Below are 17,237 nucleotides of genomic sequence, written 5' to 3'. Positions count from 1 at the left end.
CATGACAGGCAGCGGCATCAGCAGCGCCTTCAGCTACGCCCCCGCGCCCGAGTCGCGCGCCGTCGTCGACATCGCTCCGTCCTACGGACTGTTCATCGACGGCGAGTTCACCGAACCGGCCGACGGCGGCACGTTCAAGACCGTCAACCCGGCCACCGAGGAGGTCCTCTGCGAGGTCTCCGACGCGGGGGCGGGCGACGTGGACCGTGCGGTGCGGGCGGCCCGGCGCGCCTACGAGCGGACCTGGTCACGGCTGCCGGGCCGGGAACGCGCCAAGTACCTCTTCCGTATCGCCCGGATCCTGCAGGAACGGGCCCGTGAGTTCGCGGTGCTCGAAACCCTGGACAACGGCAAGCCGATCAAGGAGTCGCGCGACGTCGACGTCCCGCTCTCGGCGGCCTGGTTCTTCTACTACGCGGGCTGGGCCGACAAGCTCCGCTACGCCACCGGCGGCCGGACCGCGCGCCCGCTGGGTGTCGTCGGCCAGGTCATCCCCTGGAACTTCCCGCTGATGATGCTGGCGTGGAAGGTGGCCCCGGCGCTCGCCTGCGGCAACACCGTCGTCCTCAAGCCCGCCGAGACCACCCCGCTCACCGCGCTGCTGTTCGCGGAGGTCTGCCGGCAGGCCGAACTGCCGCCCGGTGTCGTCAACATCGTGACGGGTGCCGGGGAGACCGGCCGAGCCGTCGCCGGGCACCCGGGCGTGGACAAGGTGGCCTTCACCGGCTCCACCGAGGTCGGCAAGGCGATCGCCCGGCAGGTCGCCGGCACGAGCAAGAAGGTGACGCTCGAACTGGGCGGCAAGGCCGCCAACATCGTCTTCGACGACGCGGCCGTCGACCAGGCCGTGGAAGGCGTGGTCAGCGGCATCTTCTTCAACCAGGGCCACGTCTGCTGTGCCGGATCCCGGCTGCTCGTACAGGAGTCGGTGCACGACGAGGTGCTCGACTCGCTCCGGCGCCGCCTGGGCACACTGCGCCTCGGTGACCCGCTCGACAAGAACACCGACATCGGAGCCATCAACTCCGCCGGGCAGCTGGCCCGTATCCACGAACTTGCGAACGCGGGTGAGGCGGAGGGCGCACAGCGCTGGTCCCCGGCCTGCGAACTGCCCGACCAGGGCTACTGGTTCCCCCCGACCGTGTTCACAGGCGTCAGCCAGGCACACCGCATCGCCCGCGAGGAGATATTCGGCCCCGTCCTGTCGGTGCTCACCTTCCGGACCGCTGAGGAAGCGGTCGAGAAGGCGAACAACACACCGTACGGGCTCGCCGCCGGTGTCTGGACCGAGAAAGGCTCGCGCGCGCTGTGGACGGCCGCCCGGCTGCGGGCCGGAGTGGTGTGGACCAACACGTACAACCGCTTCGACCCGGCCTCGCCGTTCGGGGGCTACAAGGAGTCCGGGTACGGACGCGAGGGCGGCCGGCACGGGCTCGACGCCTACCTCGCCCTCGACGGCCTTGACCATGACGGCGGCACCGGCCCCGGGCTCGACCACGGGCCCGGCGTGGACCTGGAGGACGCCCGATGAGCACCGAGAGACTGGCCGTGCGAAAGACGTACAAGCTCTATGTGGGCGGCAGGTTCCCCCGCAGCGAATCCGGACGCAGCTACCCGGTCACCACGGCCCCGGGCGGCTTCCTCGCCAACGCCGCGATGGCATCGCGCAAGGACGCCCGTGACGCGGTGGTGGCGGCCCGCAAGGCGTTCCCGGGCTGGTCCGGGGCGACGGCCTACAACCGTGGCCAGGTTCTGTACCGCGTGGCGGAACTCCTCGAAGGCCGGCGGGCACAGTTCGCCGACGAGGTGCGCGCCGCGGAAGGGCTCACGAAGAGGGATGCCGCCGGCGCCGTCGACGCCGCCGTCGACCGGCTGGTCTGGTACGCGGGATGGGCCGACAAGATCGCCCAGATCACTGGCGCCGCCAATCCCGTGGCCGGGCCGTACTTCAACCTCTCCACATCCGAGCCCACCGGGGTCGTGGCCGTCCTGGCACCGCACGACTCCTCACTGCTCGGTCTCGTCTCCGTCGTCGCCCCCGTAGTGATCACTGGCAACACGGTGGTAGTACTGGCGAGCGAAACCGGCCCGCTGCCGGCGGTGTCCCTCGGCGAGGTACTGGCGACCTCCGACGTCCCCGGCGGTGTCGTCAACGTCCTCACCGGACGTACGGCCGAGATCGCCCCGCATCTCGCTGCCCATATGGACGTCAACGGGCTCGACCTCGCCGGTGCCCCCGGCGACCTGGCCGCCGAGCTGGAGACGGCGGCGGCCGACAACCTCAAACGTGTCCTGCGTCCGGGCGCCGAAGACTGGGCCGCCGAACCGGGCCTCACCCGGCTGACGCACTGGCTGGAGACCAAGACGGTCTGGCATCCCACCGGGACCTGACCGACGCCGGGCACCACCACCGCCCGTACAACCGCAACACCGCCTTCCCCACATGAGCAGGCACCGCCCACCGGGCCGTGTCCCTACCCCGCTCATCCCGAAAACAGCCCATACCCGCTCATCCAAGACAGCCCACGCCCCACATGCCCCAACAGGAGGACCGCGATGGCCCGGGACGGTGTACTCGTCGTCGGCAGCATCACCGCAGACGTCACCGCATTCAGCCGGCGGCTGCCACAACGTGGCGAAACAGTGCTGGGGGACGACTTCACCCTCTTCCTCGGCGGAAAGGGAGCCAACCAGGCCGTCGCCGCCGCCAGGGCGGGCGCGCCCACCTGGATGGTCGGCTGCGTCGGAGAGGACCTGTTCCGGGACATCGTCATGGACTCCCTGCGCGAGCACGGCGTCCACACCTCCGAGGTGCGCACCGTGCCGGGCCGCACCGGGGTGGCACACATCCGGGTCGACGCCTCCGGTGAGAACGACATCGTCATCACCCCCCTCGCCAACGCCGACCTCACGGCCGAGATGGTCGACCGGAGCATCGCGGCGACCCAGGACCGTACCCGCGTGATGCTGCTGCAACTGGAGATCCCCGCCGCGGTCACCCGGCACGCCGCCGAGGCCGGTGCCGACGCCGGATTCACCGTCGTCCTCGACCCCGCTCCCGCCCAGGCGCTGCCCGAGGACATCTGGCCGTACGTCGACATCGTCACGCCCAACGAGAGCGAGGCCACCGCGCTGACCGGTAGCGAGGTCGACGGTGTCGAGTCCGCCGAGCGGGCCGCCCGCTGGTTCCTGGACCGGGGCGTACGGCATGCCCTGATCACCCTCGGCGGAGCCGGAGCGGTGTCGGTGACCCGCACGAAGAACAGCTCCGCCCCCGGATCCGAGGTCACCTCGCACTTCCCCGCCTTCCCGGTCGTCCCCGTGGACACCACGGCGGCCGGGGACGCCTTCACCGGCGCACTCGGCGCGGCGCTCGCCGCCGGCCTCGACAACGACCTCGCCGTACGACGCGGCATGGCCGCCGGCGCCCTGGCCACCACCTGCCCCGGCGCGAGCCCCTCGCTACCGGACCTGACAGCGGTGTCGGCCCTGCTCGACACCCACCCTCTTCTCCCCGTGCACCCCGTCCCCGCCCCCGCGCACATCACGGAAGGAGCCACCTCGTGAGGCGCAACAACGGAACCCTCAACGGCCAACTGGCCCGGGTCATCTCCGAGACCGGCCACACCGACCAGCTCGTCGTCACCGACGCGGGCCTGCCGATCCCGGCCGGCGTGGAACGCGTCGACCTCGCCGTCCGCGAGAACCTGCCGCGCTTCCTGGACCTCCTCGATGTGGTCCTGGCCGAGGTGGCGGTCGAGGACGTGCTCCTCTCCGAGGAGATCAAGGACGCGAGCCCGCAGATGCTCGCCGAGATCGAGAAGCGGTTCTCCGCCCACGGGGTCGAGCTCCGCTTCGTCCCCCACACCACCTTCAAGCAGGCGACCACCGGCGCGCGGGCCGCCGTTCGCTCCGGGGAGTTCACCCCGTACGCGAACGTGCTGCTCACCGCGGGTGTCGTGTACTGAGAAGCGGGGCCAGACATGCGGCTACGACTTCAGGACGTGCGCAAGTCCTTCGGCGAGAACAGTGTGTTGCGCGGGGTCACCTTCGAGGTCGGTCCGGGTGAGGTCGTGGCCCTGGCCGGGGAGAACGGCGCCGGGAAGTCCACGCTCACCCGGGTGATCTCCGGTGCGCACCGGCCGGACTCCGGGCAGGTCCTCATCGACGGCGAACCCGTGACGTTCAAGGACCCCCAGGCCGCGATGGCCCGCGGCATCGAGGTGATCTACCAGGAGTTCCGGCAGAACCTGTTCCCGCACCTCACCGTGGCCGAGAACATCCATGTCCTCGACCGCGAGCGGCACTTCGGACGGCTGCTGGTCTCCAAGAAGCGGATGGCCCGCGAGGCGCAGTCCGTCCTCGGCGGCCTCGGCATGGACATCGATGTGCGCCGATCCGTCGGCTCGCTCGGCGTCGCCGAGCAGCAGATGGTCGAGATCGCCAAGGCCACCTCGCACGACCTCAGGCTGCTCATCCTCGACGAGCCCACGGCGGCGCTCGACGAGCGCGAGTCGCAGCAGCTCTTCCAGCAGGTCGAGCGATTGCGGGCCGAGGGCGTGTCCATCGTCTACATCAGCCACCGGCTGGACGAGATCTTCCAGCTCGCGGACCGCATCGTCGTGCTGCGCGACGGGCAGGTCGCCCTGAACACGCCCACCGCCGAGACCGGGCCGGCGCAGGTCGTCGCGGCGATGGTCGGCAACGCCGTGGACGACTTTTACCCCAAGGAGCCCAACAGCAGGGACGACGTCGTGCTCAGGGTCCGCGGTGCGGCTGCCGGGCGGGCGTTCCACGGCATCGACCTGGACGTACGCGCGGGCGAGGTGCTCGGCATCGGCGGCGTGGTCGGCTGCGGCCGGAGCTCGTTGCTGCGCGCTCTGTTCGGCCTGGAGCGGTTCACCGCCGGGACAGTCGAGGTGGACGGCCGCCCGGTGCGACTGCGCGGCGTCCAGGACGCCATCCGCCACAAGATCGCCTACCTCACGCCGGACCGAGGAGCCGAAGGCCTGTGCGCGGATCTGTCGGTGGAGACCAACATCTCCCTGGCGACCCTTCGCCGTTACACGGGCCCCGCGGACCTGGTACGCCGTGGCCGGGAGCGGAGCGCCTGCGGCGACGTCATGGCGCGGCTGCGGGTACGGGCCGCCTCACCCGCAGTCGCCATGTCGTCCCTGTCCGGCGGCAACCAGCAGAAGGCGCTGTTCGCGAAGTGGGTTCTGTCAGGCCCGCGGGTCCTGCTGATGGACGAGCCCACCCGAGGCGTCGACGTCGGCGCGAAGACCGAGATCTACCGCATCATCAACCAACTCACGGCCGACGGTGTCGCCGTCGTCCTGGTCACTTCCGACCTTCCCGAGCTCGTCGCCATGTCCGACCGCGCGGTCGTCATGCGCCAAGGGCGGGTGGTGGCCGAGCTCATCGGCGACCGCCTCGACGAGCAGTCCGTCCTGGAGCACGCACTGGTAGGTGCCGCATGAGTCCGACCCGTTCGACCCTGAAATCCGTAGCCCGCCAGCTGCGCGCCGTGTGGATGCTGCTGCTGGTCGGTGTGATCCTCAGCATCGCGTCGCCGGTCTTTCTGACCAGCAGCAACCTGCTGAACGTGGGCCTGGCCACCTCGGTGGTCGCACTGCTGGCCATCGGCCAGACCTACGTGATCATTCTCGCCGAGATCGACCTGTCCGTCGGAGCCACGCTCGGATTCTCCTCCGTCGTGACCGCTCTCGTCCTCCGTGACCATGGGCTGCTCCCCGCGCTGGCGGCGGGACTCGGCGTCGGCGCCGCCGTCGGCCTGGTCAACGGCCTGCTCGTGACCCGGACCCGGATGCCATCCTTCATCGCCACGCTGGCCATGATGTCGATCCTGGCCGGGATGACGCTCCAGCTGACCTCAGGCAACCCCGTCGCGGTCACCGACTACGACTTCCAGGGGATCGGCCAGGCCTACCTCGCCGGGATCCCCGTACCGGTGTGGATCATGGTGGCCGGCTTCGGCCTGTTCGGCGTCCTGCTGGCCCGTACTGGCTTCGGCCGCTTCGTCTACGCGACCGGGGACAACCACGAGGCCGCCCGGCTGTCGGGCATCAGGACCCAGCGGGTGAAGATCCTCGCCTTCATGATCAGCGGACTGCTCGCTGCCCTCGGCGGCTTCATCCTCACCGCCCGTCTGTCCACCGCCGAGCCGACCGCCGGAACCGGACTGGAACTCGAGTCCATCGCGGCCGTCATCATCGGCGGCACCAGCCTCGCGGGCGGCCGGGGCAGGCTGATCGGCACGCTCGTCGGAGCGCTCGTCCTCGGCGTCATCGACAACGGGATGAACCTCCTCGACGTGTCCCCGTTCCTGCAGAGCGTGGTCAAGGGCCTGGTGATCCTGCTGGCCGTGTTCCTCGACCGCAACGTCGACGCCCTGCGGGCCCTCATCCCCCGGCGCGGACCCTCCGCGCCCCCGGGATCGTCCGCACCCGATGACGGCCTCCCCACCGTCCAGCCCACCCCAGTTCCCACCCTGGATCCGGACGCGCCCCGCCAGCAGTCCGCCGGCGTCCCCGCCGCACGCCCGACCCCCTGATGTCCCACCGCTCACGCCCCACGCCCTGACGCCCCGCCCCCCCGAAGGAGCCGCACCATGTCCCTCACCCGCACCCTCAGAACAACCGCCGTACTCGCGGCCGTGACCGCCCTGTCCCTGACCGGCTGCAGCCGTGGCGGCCAGACCGCCGCGACCGGCACAACCGGCGACAAGGCGTCCGGCAAAAAGACCGCCACTCTGATCATGAGCACCCTGAACAACCCGTTCTTCGTCAGCGTCAAGAACGGCGCCGAGGCCCAGGCGAAGAAGTCCGGCGTGCAGCTCAGCGTGCAGAACGCCAACAACTCCGACTCCAACGCCCTCAACCTGGCGACGACCGCCATCTCCAAGCAGGTCGGCGTCCTGATCATCGACCCGGTCAGCAGCCAGTCCGCCACCTCGTCGGTCAGCCAGGCCAACAGCGCGAACATCCCCGTCCTGGCCTTCGACCGCAAGCCGGACAGCGGCAAGCTGGCGTCCTTCATCGGCTACGACGCGATCCAGGCCGGCCGCAACTCCGCCGACGCCCTCGCCAAGTCCCTGAACGAAAAGGGCACGATCGTAGAAATCCAGGGACTCCTGGGCACCAACGTCGCGCAGGACCGCAGCAAGGGCTTCGAGGAGCAGATCGCCAAGTACCCGAAGATCAAGATCGTTGCCAAGCAGGCCGCGGACTTCGACCGGTCCAAGGCCCTGGACGTCATGACCAACGTCCTGCAGGCCCACCCGGACATCGACGGCGTCTACGCCGCCAACGACGAGATGGCCATGGGCGCCCTCGCGGCGCTGAAGGCCCGCAAGCTGGCCGGGAAGGTCCAACTCGTCGGCAACGACGGCATATCCGACGCGCTGGAGGCTGTCGCGGCGGGCACGATGTACGCCACCAACGCCGAGTCGCCCTACGCCCTCGGCCAGAAGGTCATCACCCTCGCGGACAACGTCCTCGACGGGAAGAAGGTGGCGCAGGAGGAGACCCTGCAAGGCCAGGTCGTCACCAAGGACAACGTCAAGAAGTACGCGGACTACCTGGTCGGTATCGGCGACTCCGCCGACGTGCCAGCGTCGCTTCGCTAGTCACGCGGGACCCCCGCAGTACCCGTGACCCCGGCGCCTCCCCCGCCGGGGTCACGTCTCGCTACGGCCAGCAGTCGGCCACCGCCCCCTTTGTGGCCAGGCAGACAGGCGCAGGTCGCCGCATTGGTGTGCCCCGCCGGGAGCGATGTGTGGCGGCTGCAATGGGGCGAGGCTCTGCATGCCAACCTGCGAATGCCGCCGGTGGCGCCACCGGGCTGCGGCCGCAGGCAGTCAGGCGCCGATCGACGCCGGTTCTGTCCGCGGCACGTACTCGAACGCATAGTCGCCCGATCCGATCTCGACGATTACGGCATCCTGTGCCTGGCTGGCGGCGAGGACATCGTCGCAGTCGGCAACTGACGTGCCGTTCTCCGTGACGTCGGCGAGAGCGGCGCCGTCGAGGCGTACGGCTGCGCTCGTGTTGGGAGGGATGGACACGGCGAGCCGCATGCGGTCGTCCGTGTGCTCCCAGCTGCTGCTGATCGGCCCGTGGACGGACTCGTACCGGACGCGGGCGAAGGTGAGCCGTTCGCTCGGCCTGGGGCTGATGTCGATGCGCTTGTAGCCGGGCGCCGCCGCGCCGATGCCTCCCACTGTGCGGTAGAGCCAGGCGCCGACGGTCGTCAGGCCCGGTTGATTCTGCGACGTCCTGGTCACCCTGCCCGAGGTCTGGATCGAGTCCCACATCTCCCACACGGTGGTGGCGCCGTTCTTCACCTGGTACATCCACGAGGGGCTCTCCTCGCCGAACAGGATCGCGTAGGCGAGTTCGTTGTGTCCGTTCTCGGAGAGCAGCGGGAGCAGATACGGGGTGGAGAGAAAACCGGAGTCCAGCTTTCCGCCGTTCTTGTGGATGAGCTCCACGAGCCGTTGGAGGAACCGGTCGCGCAGGTCGGGTGCCATATCGAGCTGGAGGGCGAGCACGTACATGCCCTGCAGGTCCTGGGTCAGGGTCCCGTCGTCGCGCACGAACGCCTTGCGGAAGCTGCGCTTGACGTTCTCGGCAAGTTCGGCGAACCGCGCGCTCTCCCGCTCCTCACCGAGCACGGCGGCGATCTTCCCGAGCAACTCGGCGCAGTGCGCGTAGTAGAGCGTGGGAACGAGCTCACCGGCGTCGACCGTGCTCCCCAGGTCGTAGAAACCGCTGTCGGCCACCGTGGTCTGCGACGGCGTCAGCCAGTCTCCGAAGCCGAAGGTGACAGCTCGCCGGAGGTGCGCGAGCTCGGGATCGGCGGCGTCGTCCTCGCTGAGCGAGTCCTTCGCCGACGTGGCGACGTAGTCCAGCCAACGCCTCCCCGCCTCGTAGGTCTCCTCGAGGATGCGCCGGTCGCCGTAGACGTTGTAGAGCGTCCACGGGGTGATCACCGAAACGTCGCCCCACGCGGCGGCGCTGTGGCTGCCGAGCGCGATCTCGATCGTGTCGCGGTAGCACTTGAAGTAGGGGACGATCCAGGGGATCTGGCCGTCCTGCCGCTGCTCACGCACCATGTTGCGCAGCCAGCGGGTGAGGAATGCCTGGAGCCCGAGATTGAACGTCGCGGTGGGTGTGATGGCCTGGAGGTCGCCGCTCCATCCGGCTCGCTCGCGGTCAGGGTTGTCGGTCGGGATCGAGAGGCAGTTGGAGCGCAGCGTCCAGGCGATGTTGTCCTGCATCCTGTTCACCATCGGGTCCGAGGTCTCGAACTCGATGGCGGCGGGCGAGTCCGACGACAGCGCGACCGAGGTGAAGTTCGCGGGGTCGAGCTCGCCGGGGTATCCGCTCACCTTCACGTACCGGAAACCGTGGTAGGTGAACTGCGGCTCGAAGGTCTCGGTCCCCTCGCCGGCGAGGACGTAGACGTCGGTGTTCTCGTTGTTCGCGCCGAGGATGTTGGAGAAGAAGTTGCCGTCCTCGTCGAGCGTCTGGGAGTGCGCGAGGGTGACCTCCGTTCCCCGGGAACCGCTGACGCGCATGCGAATCCGCCCAGCCACGTTCTGGCCGAAGTCGAGGATCTGCTCTCCGGCCGGGCTGACGAAGGCGCCGACGCACGGGAGCTCCGCGACGACGCGGACGGGTTCGCCGTACTGGGCCACGACGTTTCCGTAGCCGTGCCCGGCTACGGTGACAGGCCGCCAGTCGGCGTCGTCGAACTGCGCGGTGCTCCATCCGGGCTGGTCGAGCCGCGCGTCGCGCTTCTCGCCGATGAGCAGGTCGGCGTATCGGATGGGCCCGGTCGATGAGCGGAAGCTCTCGTCAGTTGCGATGGTCTCGACGGTTCCGTCGGCGTAGGTGATCTCGAGCTGGAGGAGAAGGCCGAGCTTGTCGCCGTAGTTGACCGCAGCGCCGTTCAGGCCGAGCCGTCCGGCGTACCAGCCGTCGGCGATCGTCGCGCCGATCGCGTTCTCCCCGCTGCGCAGCGCATCGGTGACGTCGTAGGTCTGGTACATCAGGTAGCTGTCGTACGCGGTGGCCTCAGGCGCCAGCACGCGGTCGCCGACCCGGCTGCCGTTGAGCTCAAGCGTGTACACGCCATGAGCAGTGGCGTATACGCGCGCACGCTCGACCCCGGCGCCCACGGTGAACGTCTTTCGGATCAACTGCGCGGGGTTGAGCAGCTCGTGGTGCACCGGGATGTCGAGGAGCACCGACAGGTCGCCCGGCGTGAAGTTCTCGATCGGCGGCTCGGGCTGTGCGGGGCGCTGCTCGGCTTCGATCCAGTGCGCCGACCAGTCCGACTCCGACAACAGCCCCATCTCCCACCACGCGGGTTCCGCCCACGCGGTGACCTCGTCGCCGATCCATGACCGGACGGTCCAGTAGTAGCACGTACGCGATCGCAGCGCGGGACCGGCGTACTCGATGTCGACCGATCGGTCGGACTCGACCGCTGCGCTGTCCCAGACAAGCTCCCGCCCATCGAGCAGGCCCGCCGCGCTCGTGCCGACCACGATCTGGTAGCGCGTCTGGACGACGTTGCGCCTGTCGGACGACAGCTGCCAGCCGAACCGCGGCCGCTGGGTGTCGATGCCGAGTGGATCGATCTGGTGCTCGCAGCGCAGGGCGCCGACGGTCGTTCCGGCGATCATGGTGACTCCTTCGGGGGCGCCGTCGTGCGGACCACGCCCTTGGTGAGCAGGAAACAGGAGAACGGCCGCAGGTCCGCGGTCGTGAGGACGGCGAAGGCGCCTCGCGCCTCGGCGTAGAACGCCGATCTCTCCAGGCTGGCAAACGGGATCGCGCGCCCCTCCGCGGCCTGGACCGCGTCACGAAAGAGCGCGTGCACCTCGAAGTTCTCGTCCGGCCTGCCGTCCGGGGACATCCAGAACGCGGCGGGCTCGACGAAGTCGTCGATCGGCAGCAGGGCGGTGACCATCCGTCCCGCCTGGACGGTGTCGATGCCCGCGAGCGGAAGGACGCGGGTATGAAGGGCATGCGCCGGATAGTTGGCGTCGACGATCGCGATGCGATCGCCATGGCCCATCGCCGCGATCGCCCACAGCAGGTCCGGCGTGAACCTGGGCGGGATGGCCTTGAGCATCAGCGCGCCGTTCCCGCGAGCTCGCTGACCGCGAGGTCATCGGACGGATGCCGTGCGCCCGGCCGACTCACCGCGGACGCGGCCGCGGACTCGACGGTGGCGGCGTGGACGGCGGCTGCCAACTCCCCGCCTCTGGACGGTGCCGCCGCCGGCGTTCCGACGAGCGTGTCGCCAGCGCCGGTCGTGTCGACCAAGCGCGACGCACGCTTCGTCGGCACCGTGATGCGGTGGTCCCCGACCTCCGCCGCGGCCTTCCGTGCTCCCGTCAACCTCATGTCTAACCAGTCCTCTCGGGTGGACCGCGCCATCGGAACAGGGAGAGCGGAGGCTGCCCGTGCGCCCCGAGGGGGGTCTGGCCGCAGCCCGGGATACGAAATCTTTCGGAAACATTCGCGATTTTGGCGTACCATAGGCAGTTGGCCGACCGGCGTCAAGGCTTTGCCCAATGAGACCGAATAGACCAGTCGAAGGTGCAATTGCCACTCCGTCCCCAGGCTCTGGATGCCAGCCAGGGGAGCGGAACCATCGGGACCGGATTACGAAACATTTCGTCACCCATTGAGGAGGACTCATGGCCGAGAGAGCGGCCGGCCGTGGAAATCGCGCCACCCTCGCCATGGTTTCGGAAGCTGCCGGGGTGTCGATGGCCACCGTTTCCAAGGTGCTCAACGGGCGCTCGGATGTCGGGGCGCAGACGCGAGCGCGTATCGAACAGCTACTGCGCGAGTACCGCTACGTCCCGCCCAAGCCCAGCCCGCGGGGCAGGCCGGCGGCCGTGCGGGGGATCGACCTCGTCTTCGACGACCTGGTCAAGCTGAGCAGTCCGTACGCCTCGGAGGTCCTCCAGGGAGTTGTCCAGGCGGGGTCGGAAGCCGGGGTAGACGTGGTCGTCGGGCAGTTCGGCGATGCTCTGACGGCGGTGAGCGCGGGAGGTGCGGCGCCCCTGGGCGGCAGCGGTGGCCCGGGCGGTGCGCGGGTGCCCGGCGGCGGCTGGGTCGGCCGGCTGGCCGCCGCCGGCCGGGAAGGAGTCATCGCGGTGACCTCCGAGCTGACGCCCGATCGGATCGCGACCTTTGAGCAGGCCGGGCTGCCGCTGGTCGTGATCGACCCCATCAACCTGCCGCGCGCCGATGTAGTGAGCGTGGGTGCCACCAACTGGATCGGCGGCCGGTCCGCCACGGAGCACCTGATCGAACTCGGCCACCGGCGGATCGCCTTCCTTGGCGGCCGGGCGACCGCCACCTGCAACCAGGCCCGGCTGCACGGCTATCTCGCAGCGATGAGCAACGCGGGTCTCCCGGTCGACCCCCAGCTGGTCATCGACGGGGAGTTCGTCCACGAGCACGGCCACGACCAGGGCCTGGAGCTGCTCCGGATGGCCGAGCCCCCCACCGCGGTCTTCGCCGCCAACGACTCGATCGCGGCCGGGCTGCTGAAGGCCGCACACCAGTGCGGGCTGTCCGTACCCGGAGAGCTGAGCATCGTCGGCTTCGACGACACCTACCCCGCCCAGTACGCCGATCCGCCGCTGACCACCGTGCGGCAACCCCTGCAGGACATGGGGCGCCTCGCGCTGCGCACGCTGCTGCGGCTCGGAGCCGGTGAGCCGCTCGACTCGTACCACGTGGAGCTGGCCACCCGCCTGGTCGTGCGCGGCTCCACGGCCGCCCCGCCGTCCACACGCCACCAAGGAGTCTCATAACCCCCGTCGACCAGGAGCCCCGCCACCGCGCCGGCTCCTTCGGCCGCCCGAATCGGTCTGGGCGGGGCCTTCGTGGTCACCCTCTACGAGACGCGCCGTATTGGTCGGCCGTAAGGCGTGGATGTCAGGCCGCCCCGCTCATCGTCATCCAGCGCCACTGGGTGAACTGCTCGAGGTTGGCGGTGCCGCCGATGCGGGAGCCGTTGCCCGATGCTCCCATGCCGCCAAAGGGTGCGTTCGCGGCGTCCTTGGCGGACACGTCGTTGAGGTGCACCATGCCTGTGCGCAGCTGCTCGCCGACGGCGGTGGCCCTCGGCACCGAACGGGAGTGCACGGCCGCTGTCAGGCCGTATTCGGTGTCGTTGGCGATCTCGATGGCCTCCGCGTCGGTGCGGAACGGAACGATGGGAGCAACGGGTCCGAAGATCTCCTCGGTGAAGGCGGGCATGGTCCGCTCGACGTGGTCCAGGACGGTAGGCGGGTAGAACAGCCCGTCGCGGCGTCCGCCGACCAGCACCCGCGCTCCGGCGGCCACGCTCTCGTCCACGATGCGCTCGATCCTCACGACCTGGCGTTCGCTGATGACGGGGCCGATTGCCACACCTTCCTCGCGGGGGTCGCCCATCCGCAGCGCCTTGGCCTGCCTGATCAGCGCTTCGGTGTACGGCTCCACGAGGTCGGCGTGCACCAGATGACGTCCGGCGGCGACACAGGCCTGCCCCTGATAACCGAAGGAGCTCATCGCCCCGGACGCTGCGGCGGCGTCGACGTCGGCGTCGTCGAGCACGATGATCGAGTTCTTGCCGCCCAGTTCCAGGGCCACTCGCTTGAGCCCGTCGCCCGCGGCGCGGGCGACGGTCCGTCCGGCCTCGGTGGAGCCGGTGAACGAGACCATGGCGACGTGGGGATCGGCCACGATGGCCCGGCCGGTCCCGGTACCTCCGGGCAGGACGTGGAGCAGCCCTTCGGGCAGTCCCGCATCCTGGAACATCCGCGCGACGACGACGCCGCCGGACACCGGGGTGTGGGGATCGGGTTTGAGCAGGACGGCATTGCCGAGGACAAGGGCGGGCGCGAGGGCCCGCATGGCGAACAGCAGCGGTGCGTTCCAGGGGTTGATGACGCCGACCACCCCCAGCGGTACCCGCCACGCGTAACTGGCCTGGCCGGGTACCAACGGGGTCAGGATCTCGCCCCGGGGCAGCGATGCGAGCCCGGCGGCCTGTGCCAGCTGGCTGAGCCCGGCCGCGATCTCATAGTCGCCCTTCGCCGGGACGCCTCCGGACTCCCTGACGATCCACTCGCGAATGGCCCCGCTGTGGTCGCGCAGCGCCCGGGAGGCACGGAGCAGGACCTCGGCGCGCTCGGCGGGAGCCACCTCGGCCCAGGCCCGCTGAGCCCGGGTGGCCAGGGCCCCGGCCCGGGCGACATCCGCGGGCGCCGCCACACCCACCTCCGCCAGCTGTTCTCCCGTGGCCGGTTCACTCACGTGTTGGGTGCCGCCTTCGGACTGCCGCCAGCCGCCGCTGTAGATCTTCCCGGTCCACTCGGCTGAGTCCGGCCATCTCCCCTCAGCAGTGGAATGCATGGCAGCAGCCCTTCGTCTCCTGGCAGCCTTTTCAGCCACCATCAATGAATCTACAGTTTTTGTCCATATCGCCTCATTTAGCATATATGTCACGCAGCTACGGCCATCGGTTGCTCCTGGCCGGGGCTCGACCCATCGTGGAACGACCGAGGCGAAGGCGGGATGAGCGCCATGACGCGATCTGAAACCGCCGGAGACGACCGGGCCTCGCGGCGAAAGGATCCCGTCGACGAGACGGCCACAGCCAGAGCCACCGTGAATTCGCGCGGCATCGTGACCGGGTGGAGCGAGGGGGCGCGGCGCCTGCTGGGATACCGGCCTGCCGAGGTCGTCGGCCAGGACGCGGCCGGGCTGCTCTCCGGGGAGCTGCCTGCCGAGACACTGCGGTCCCTGAAGACGCTGCCGAGGTGGAACGGGACGGCGACGCTGCTGCACCGGGACGGCCATGGCCTCACACTGAACCTGCTGGCCCACCACCGGGAGCCGGACAGCGAGGGTGGCTCGGACGGTGCGTGGTTCCTGGTCTGTCCCCTGGCCCGCCCGCCGTCGCCTTCCCAGGACGACACGCTGGTGATGCGGGCGTTCACCCAGTCCCCGGATACGACGGCGCTCTACGACACCGGCCTGCGGCTGCGGCGGGCGAACGCGAACATGGAACGTGTGATCGGCCTGCCAGAGAAGGCGATGCAGGGACTGCGCATATCGGAGATCGTGGTCGACCCGCAGAGCAACCGGACCGAACAATCCATGCGGCGGGCGCTGGAGACCGGCGAACAACAGCACATGCAGGTGGCCCTGCGCCTGGCGGGCCATGAACGCGAGAGCTTCTGGACGACGTCACTGACCCCTGTGCGGGACGCCGAAGGAACGGTGCGGGGGGTGCTCCTTGCCGCGCACGACATGACCGCGGAGCACCTGGCCCGGGAGCGTCTGGCCCTGCTCAACGACGCCAGCATCCGTATCGGCAGCACCCTGGACCTCGCCCGCACCGCGCAGGAACTCGCCGACGTGGCCATCCCTCGGCTCGCTGACTTCGTCACCGTCGACCTGCTCCCCGCCATCGAAGGCGGGGACGACCCACGCGCCGGCTCGCCGCCCGGCCCCGTCATGCTGCGCCGCGTCGCCTACCAGTCCGTCCTGGAGGGCTGCCCCGAGGCCGTGGTCCAGCGTGGAATAGTGGCCGCCTACCCGGATAAGTCGACCGCGGCTAGGTGCCTGGCCACCGGCCGGCCGCTGATCGAGAACGTGACCGCCCCCGCGATAGCCCAGGTGGCGATCCAGACGCCGGACCGGGCCGAGCGCATGCGACGGTACGGCTTCCACTCGGTGCTGGCCGTGCCGATGCGTGCCCGCGGCATCACCCTCGGCGTAGCCACGTTCTCCCGCCATCGGCGCCCGGAGCCCTTCGAGCAGGACGATCTGCTGCTGGGCGAGGAGATCACTGCCAGGGCGGCCGTGTGCATCGACAACGCCCGCCGCTACACCCGCGAGCGCCGCACCTCCCTCACACTGCAGGCCAGTCTCCTGCCACAGCGGCTGCCCCCGCAGGCCGCCGTGGAGGTCGCCTCCCGCTACCTGCCCGCCAGTGCCCAGACCGGCGTCGGCGGCGACTGGTTCGACGTGATCCCACTGTCCGGCGCCCGGGTCGCCCTCGTCGTCGGCGACGTCGTCGGCCACGGCATCCAGGCCTCGGCCACCATGGGACGACTGCGCACCGCCGTACGCACCCTGGCCGATGTCGACCTCCCGCCCGACGAACTGCTGACCCACCTGGACGACGTCGTCATCCGGCTGTCCGCCGAGGCCGACAGCGGTTCCGGCCCCGCCGGCGACATCGGCGCCACCTGCCTGTACGCCGTCTACGACCCGGTCTCCCGGCGCTGCGCCCTGGCTCGCGCGGGGCACCCCGTGCCCGCGCTGGCGACCCCGGACGGCGCCGTGGAGTTCCTCGACGTTCCCGCGGGCCCGCCGCTCGGGCTGGGCGGCCTGCCCTTCGAAGCCACCGAGATGGAGCTGCCCGAAGGGAGTCTCCTCGTGCTGTACACCGACGGCCTCATAGAGGTCCGGGGCCGGGACATCGACGAAGGCCTGGACGCGCTGTGCACGGTGCTGGTCCGGCCGGACCCGTCTTTGGAGAGCACCTGTGACACCGTGCTCCGGGCGCTTCTCCCGACCCGCCCCACCGACGACGTGGCGCTGCTGATAGCCCGCACCCGCGCCATGGACGCGTCCCATGTCGCTACATGGGACGTGCCGACCGACCCCGCCGCAGTCGCCGAGACCCGTAAGAACGCCTGCCAGCAGCTGGCAGCTTGGGGCCTGGACGAGGCGGCGTTCGTCACCGAACTGGTCGTCAGCGAGCTGGTCACCAATGCCATCCGCTACGGCGGCGCCCCCATCCAGCTTCGGTTGATCCGCGACCGCAACCTTATCTGCGAGGTCTCCGACGCCAGCAACACCGCCCCCCACTTGCGCCGGGCCCGCACGTTCGACGAAGGCGGACGCGGCCTCCTCCTGGTCGCCCAGCTCACGCAGGGCTGGGGCACCCGCCAGACGTACACCGGCAAGACGATCTGGGCCGAGCAGACCCTGCCCACCACCTGATGGTCCTGGCGCGCCGAAGTTCGTCCCCTGCCCGCACAGCGCACCGGAAGGCGCAACAGCCGAGGTACTGCGCCAGCCCGATCACACATTGGGCGACGCCAACGGTGCCAGGTCCGGGCGCTGGGGACCAGGCGGCGGTGTGGCGCTGGTTCGTCGGGCAGCCCGCTGACGTCAGCC

At 70.0% G+C, this 17,237-nt stretch carries 13 protein-coding genes; 9 read left to right on the top strand and 4 right to left on the bottom strand.

Translation table 11 applies throughout. The annotated features are described in order from the left end of the window. Position 1 precedes the first annotated feature (1 nt). The 7 genes from GAS53_RS36310 to GAS53_RS36280 all read left to right on the top strand — a co-directional run bounded on the left by GAS53_RS36310 (position 2) and on the right by GAS53_RS36280 (position 7,648). Positions 2 to 1,531, top strand: a complete 1,530-nt coding sequence (locus tag GAS53_RS36310) for an aldehyde dehydrogenase family protein (RefSeq protein ID WP_151482076.1) — start codon at positions 2 to 4, stop codon at positions 1,529 to 1,531. Continuing rightward, entirely contained in the window at positions 1,528 to 2,391 is an 864-nt protein-coding gene (locus GAS53_RS36305) for an aldehyde dehydrogenase family protein (RefSeq protein ID WP_151482026.1), read from the top strand. The genes GAS53_RS36310 and GAS53_RS36305 overlap by 4 nt, the downstream gene beginning before the upstream one ends. Positions 2,392 to 2,556: 165 nt before the next feature. Continuing rightward, positions 2,557 to 3,567 carry a ribokinase gene (locus GAS53_RS36300; RefSeq protein WP_151482025.1) on the top strand — a complete coding sequence of 337 codons (1,011 nt, stop codon included), beginning with the start codon at positions 2,557 to 2,559 and terminating at the stop codon, positions 3,565 to 3,567. Further along, positions 3,564 to 3,968 (top strand): D-ribose pyranase, encoded by a 405-nt coding sequence (gene rbsD / locus GAS53_RS36295; RefSeq protein ID WP_151482024.1) that lies wholly within the window; start codon positions 3,564 to 3,566, stop codon positions 3,966 to 3,968. The genes GAS53_RS36300 and rbsD overlap by 4 nt, the downstream gene beginning before the upstream one ends. Positions 3,969 to 3,983: 15 nt before the next feature. Then, positions 3,984 to 5,480, top strand: coding sequence for a sugar ABC transporter ATP-binding protein (locus tag GAS53_RS36290; protein WP_151482023.1), 1,497 nt, complete (start codon positions 3,984 to 3,986; stop codon positions 5,478 to 5,480). After that, a complete protein-coding gene (locus GAS53_RS36285) occupies positions 5,477 to 6,574 on the top strand; it encodes an ABC transporter permease (protein ID WP_225859304.1) in 1,098 nt (365 codons plus the stop codon). Before GAS53_RS36290 ends, GAS53_RS36285 begins: the two co-directional genes overlap by 4 nt. A gap of 57 nt (positions 6,575 to 6,631) precedes the next feature. Beyond that, complete coding sequence (locus tag GAS53_RS36280; protein ID WP_151482022.1) at positions 6,632 to 7,648, top strand: substrate-binding domain-containing protein; 1,017 nt, start codon at positions 6,632 to 6,634, stop codon at positions 7,646 to 7,648. A gap of 231 nt (positions 7,649 to 7,879) precedes the next feature. On the opposite strand, the gene GAS53_RS36275 is transcribed toward GAS53_RS36280, so the two are convergent. The 3 genes from GAS53_RS36275 to GAS53_RS36265 are packed head-to-tail and all read right to left on the bottom strand — an operon-like array spanning position 7,880 to position 11,441. After that, positions 7,880 to 10,714, bottom strand: a complete 2,835-nt coding sequence (locus tag GAS53_RS36275) for a family 78 glycoside hydrolase catalytic domain (RefSeq protein ID WP_151482021.1) — start codon at positions 10,712 to 10,714, stop codon at positions 7,880 to 7,882. Next, positions 10,711 to 11,166 carry an RbsD/FucU family protein gene (locus GAS53_RS36270; protein WP_151482020.1) on the bottom strand — a complete coding sequence of 152 codons (456 nt, stop codon included), beginning with the start codon at positions 11,164 to 11,166 and terminating at the stop codon, positions 10,711 to 10,713. The genes GAS53_RS36275 and GAS53_RS36270 overlap by 4 nt, the downstream gene beginning before the upstream one ends. Continuing rightward, positions 11,166 to 11,441, bottom strand: coding sequence for a PfkB family carbohydrate kinase (locus tag GAS53_RS36265; protein ID WP_225859303.1), 276 nt, complete (start codon positions 11,439 to 11,441; stop codon positions 11,166 to 11,168). Before GAS53_RS36265 ends, GAS53_RS36270 begins: the two co-directional genes overlap by 1 nt. Positions 11,442 to 11,737: 296 nt before the next feature. On the opposite strand from GAS53_RS36265, the gene GAS53_RS36260 reads away from it, so the two are divergent. Further along, entirely contained in the window at positions 11,738 to 12,868 is a 1,131-nt protein-coding gene (locus GAS53_RS36260; protein ID WP_151482019.1) for a LacI family DNA-binding transcriptional regulator, read from the top strand. A 124-nt stretch (positions 12,869 to 12,992) separates the two neighbouring features. On the opposite strand, the gene GAS53_RS36255 is transcribed toward GAS53_RS36260, so the two are convergent. Beyond that, positions 12,993 to 14,456, bottom strand: a complete 1,464-nt coding sequence (locus tag GAS53_RS36255; protein ID WP_151482018.1) for a benzaldehyde dehydrogenase — start codon at positions 14,454 to 14,456, stop codon at positions 12,993 to 12,995. Positions 14,457 to 14,627: 171 nt separating this feature from the next. Between GAS53_RS36255 and GAS53_RS36250 the strand changes: the two genes are divergently transcribed. Next, entirely contained in the window at positions 14,628 to 17,060 is a 2,433-nt protein-coding gene (locus tag GAS53_RS36250; RefSeq protein ID WP_404829377.1) for a SpoIIE family protein phosphatase, read from the top strand. The last annotated feature ends 177 nt before the right edge of the window (positions 17,061 to 17,237 follow it).

This window comes from Streptomyces albicerus, assembly GCF_008905045.1.
Taxonomy (GTDB): Bacteria; Actinomycetota; Actinomycetes; order Streptomycetales; family Streptomycetaceae; genus Streptomyces; species Streptomyces albicerus.
This window is presented reverse-complemented; position numbering and strand designations above follow the sequence as displayed.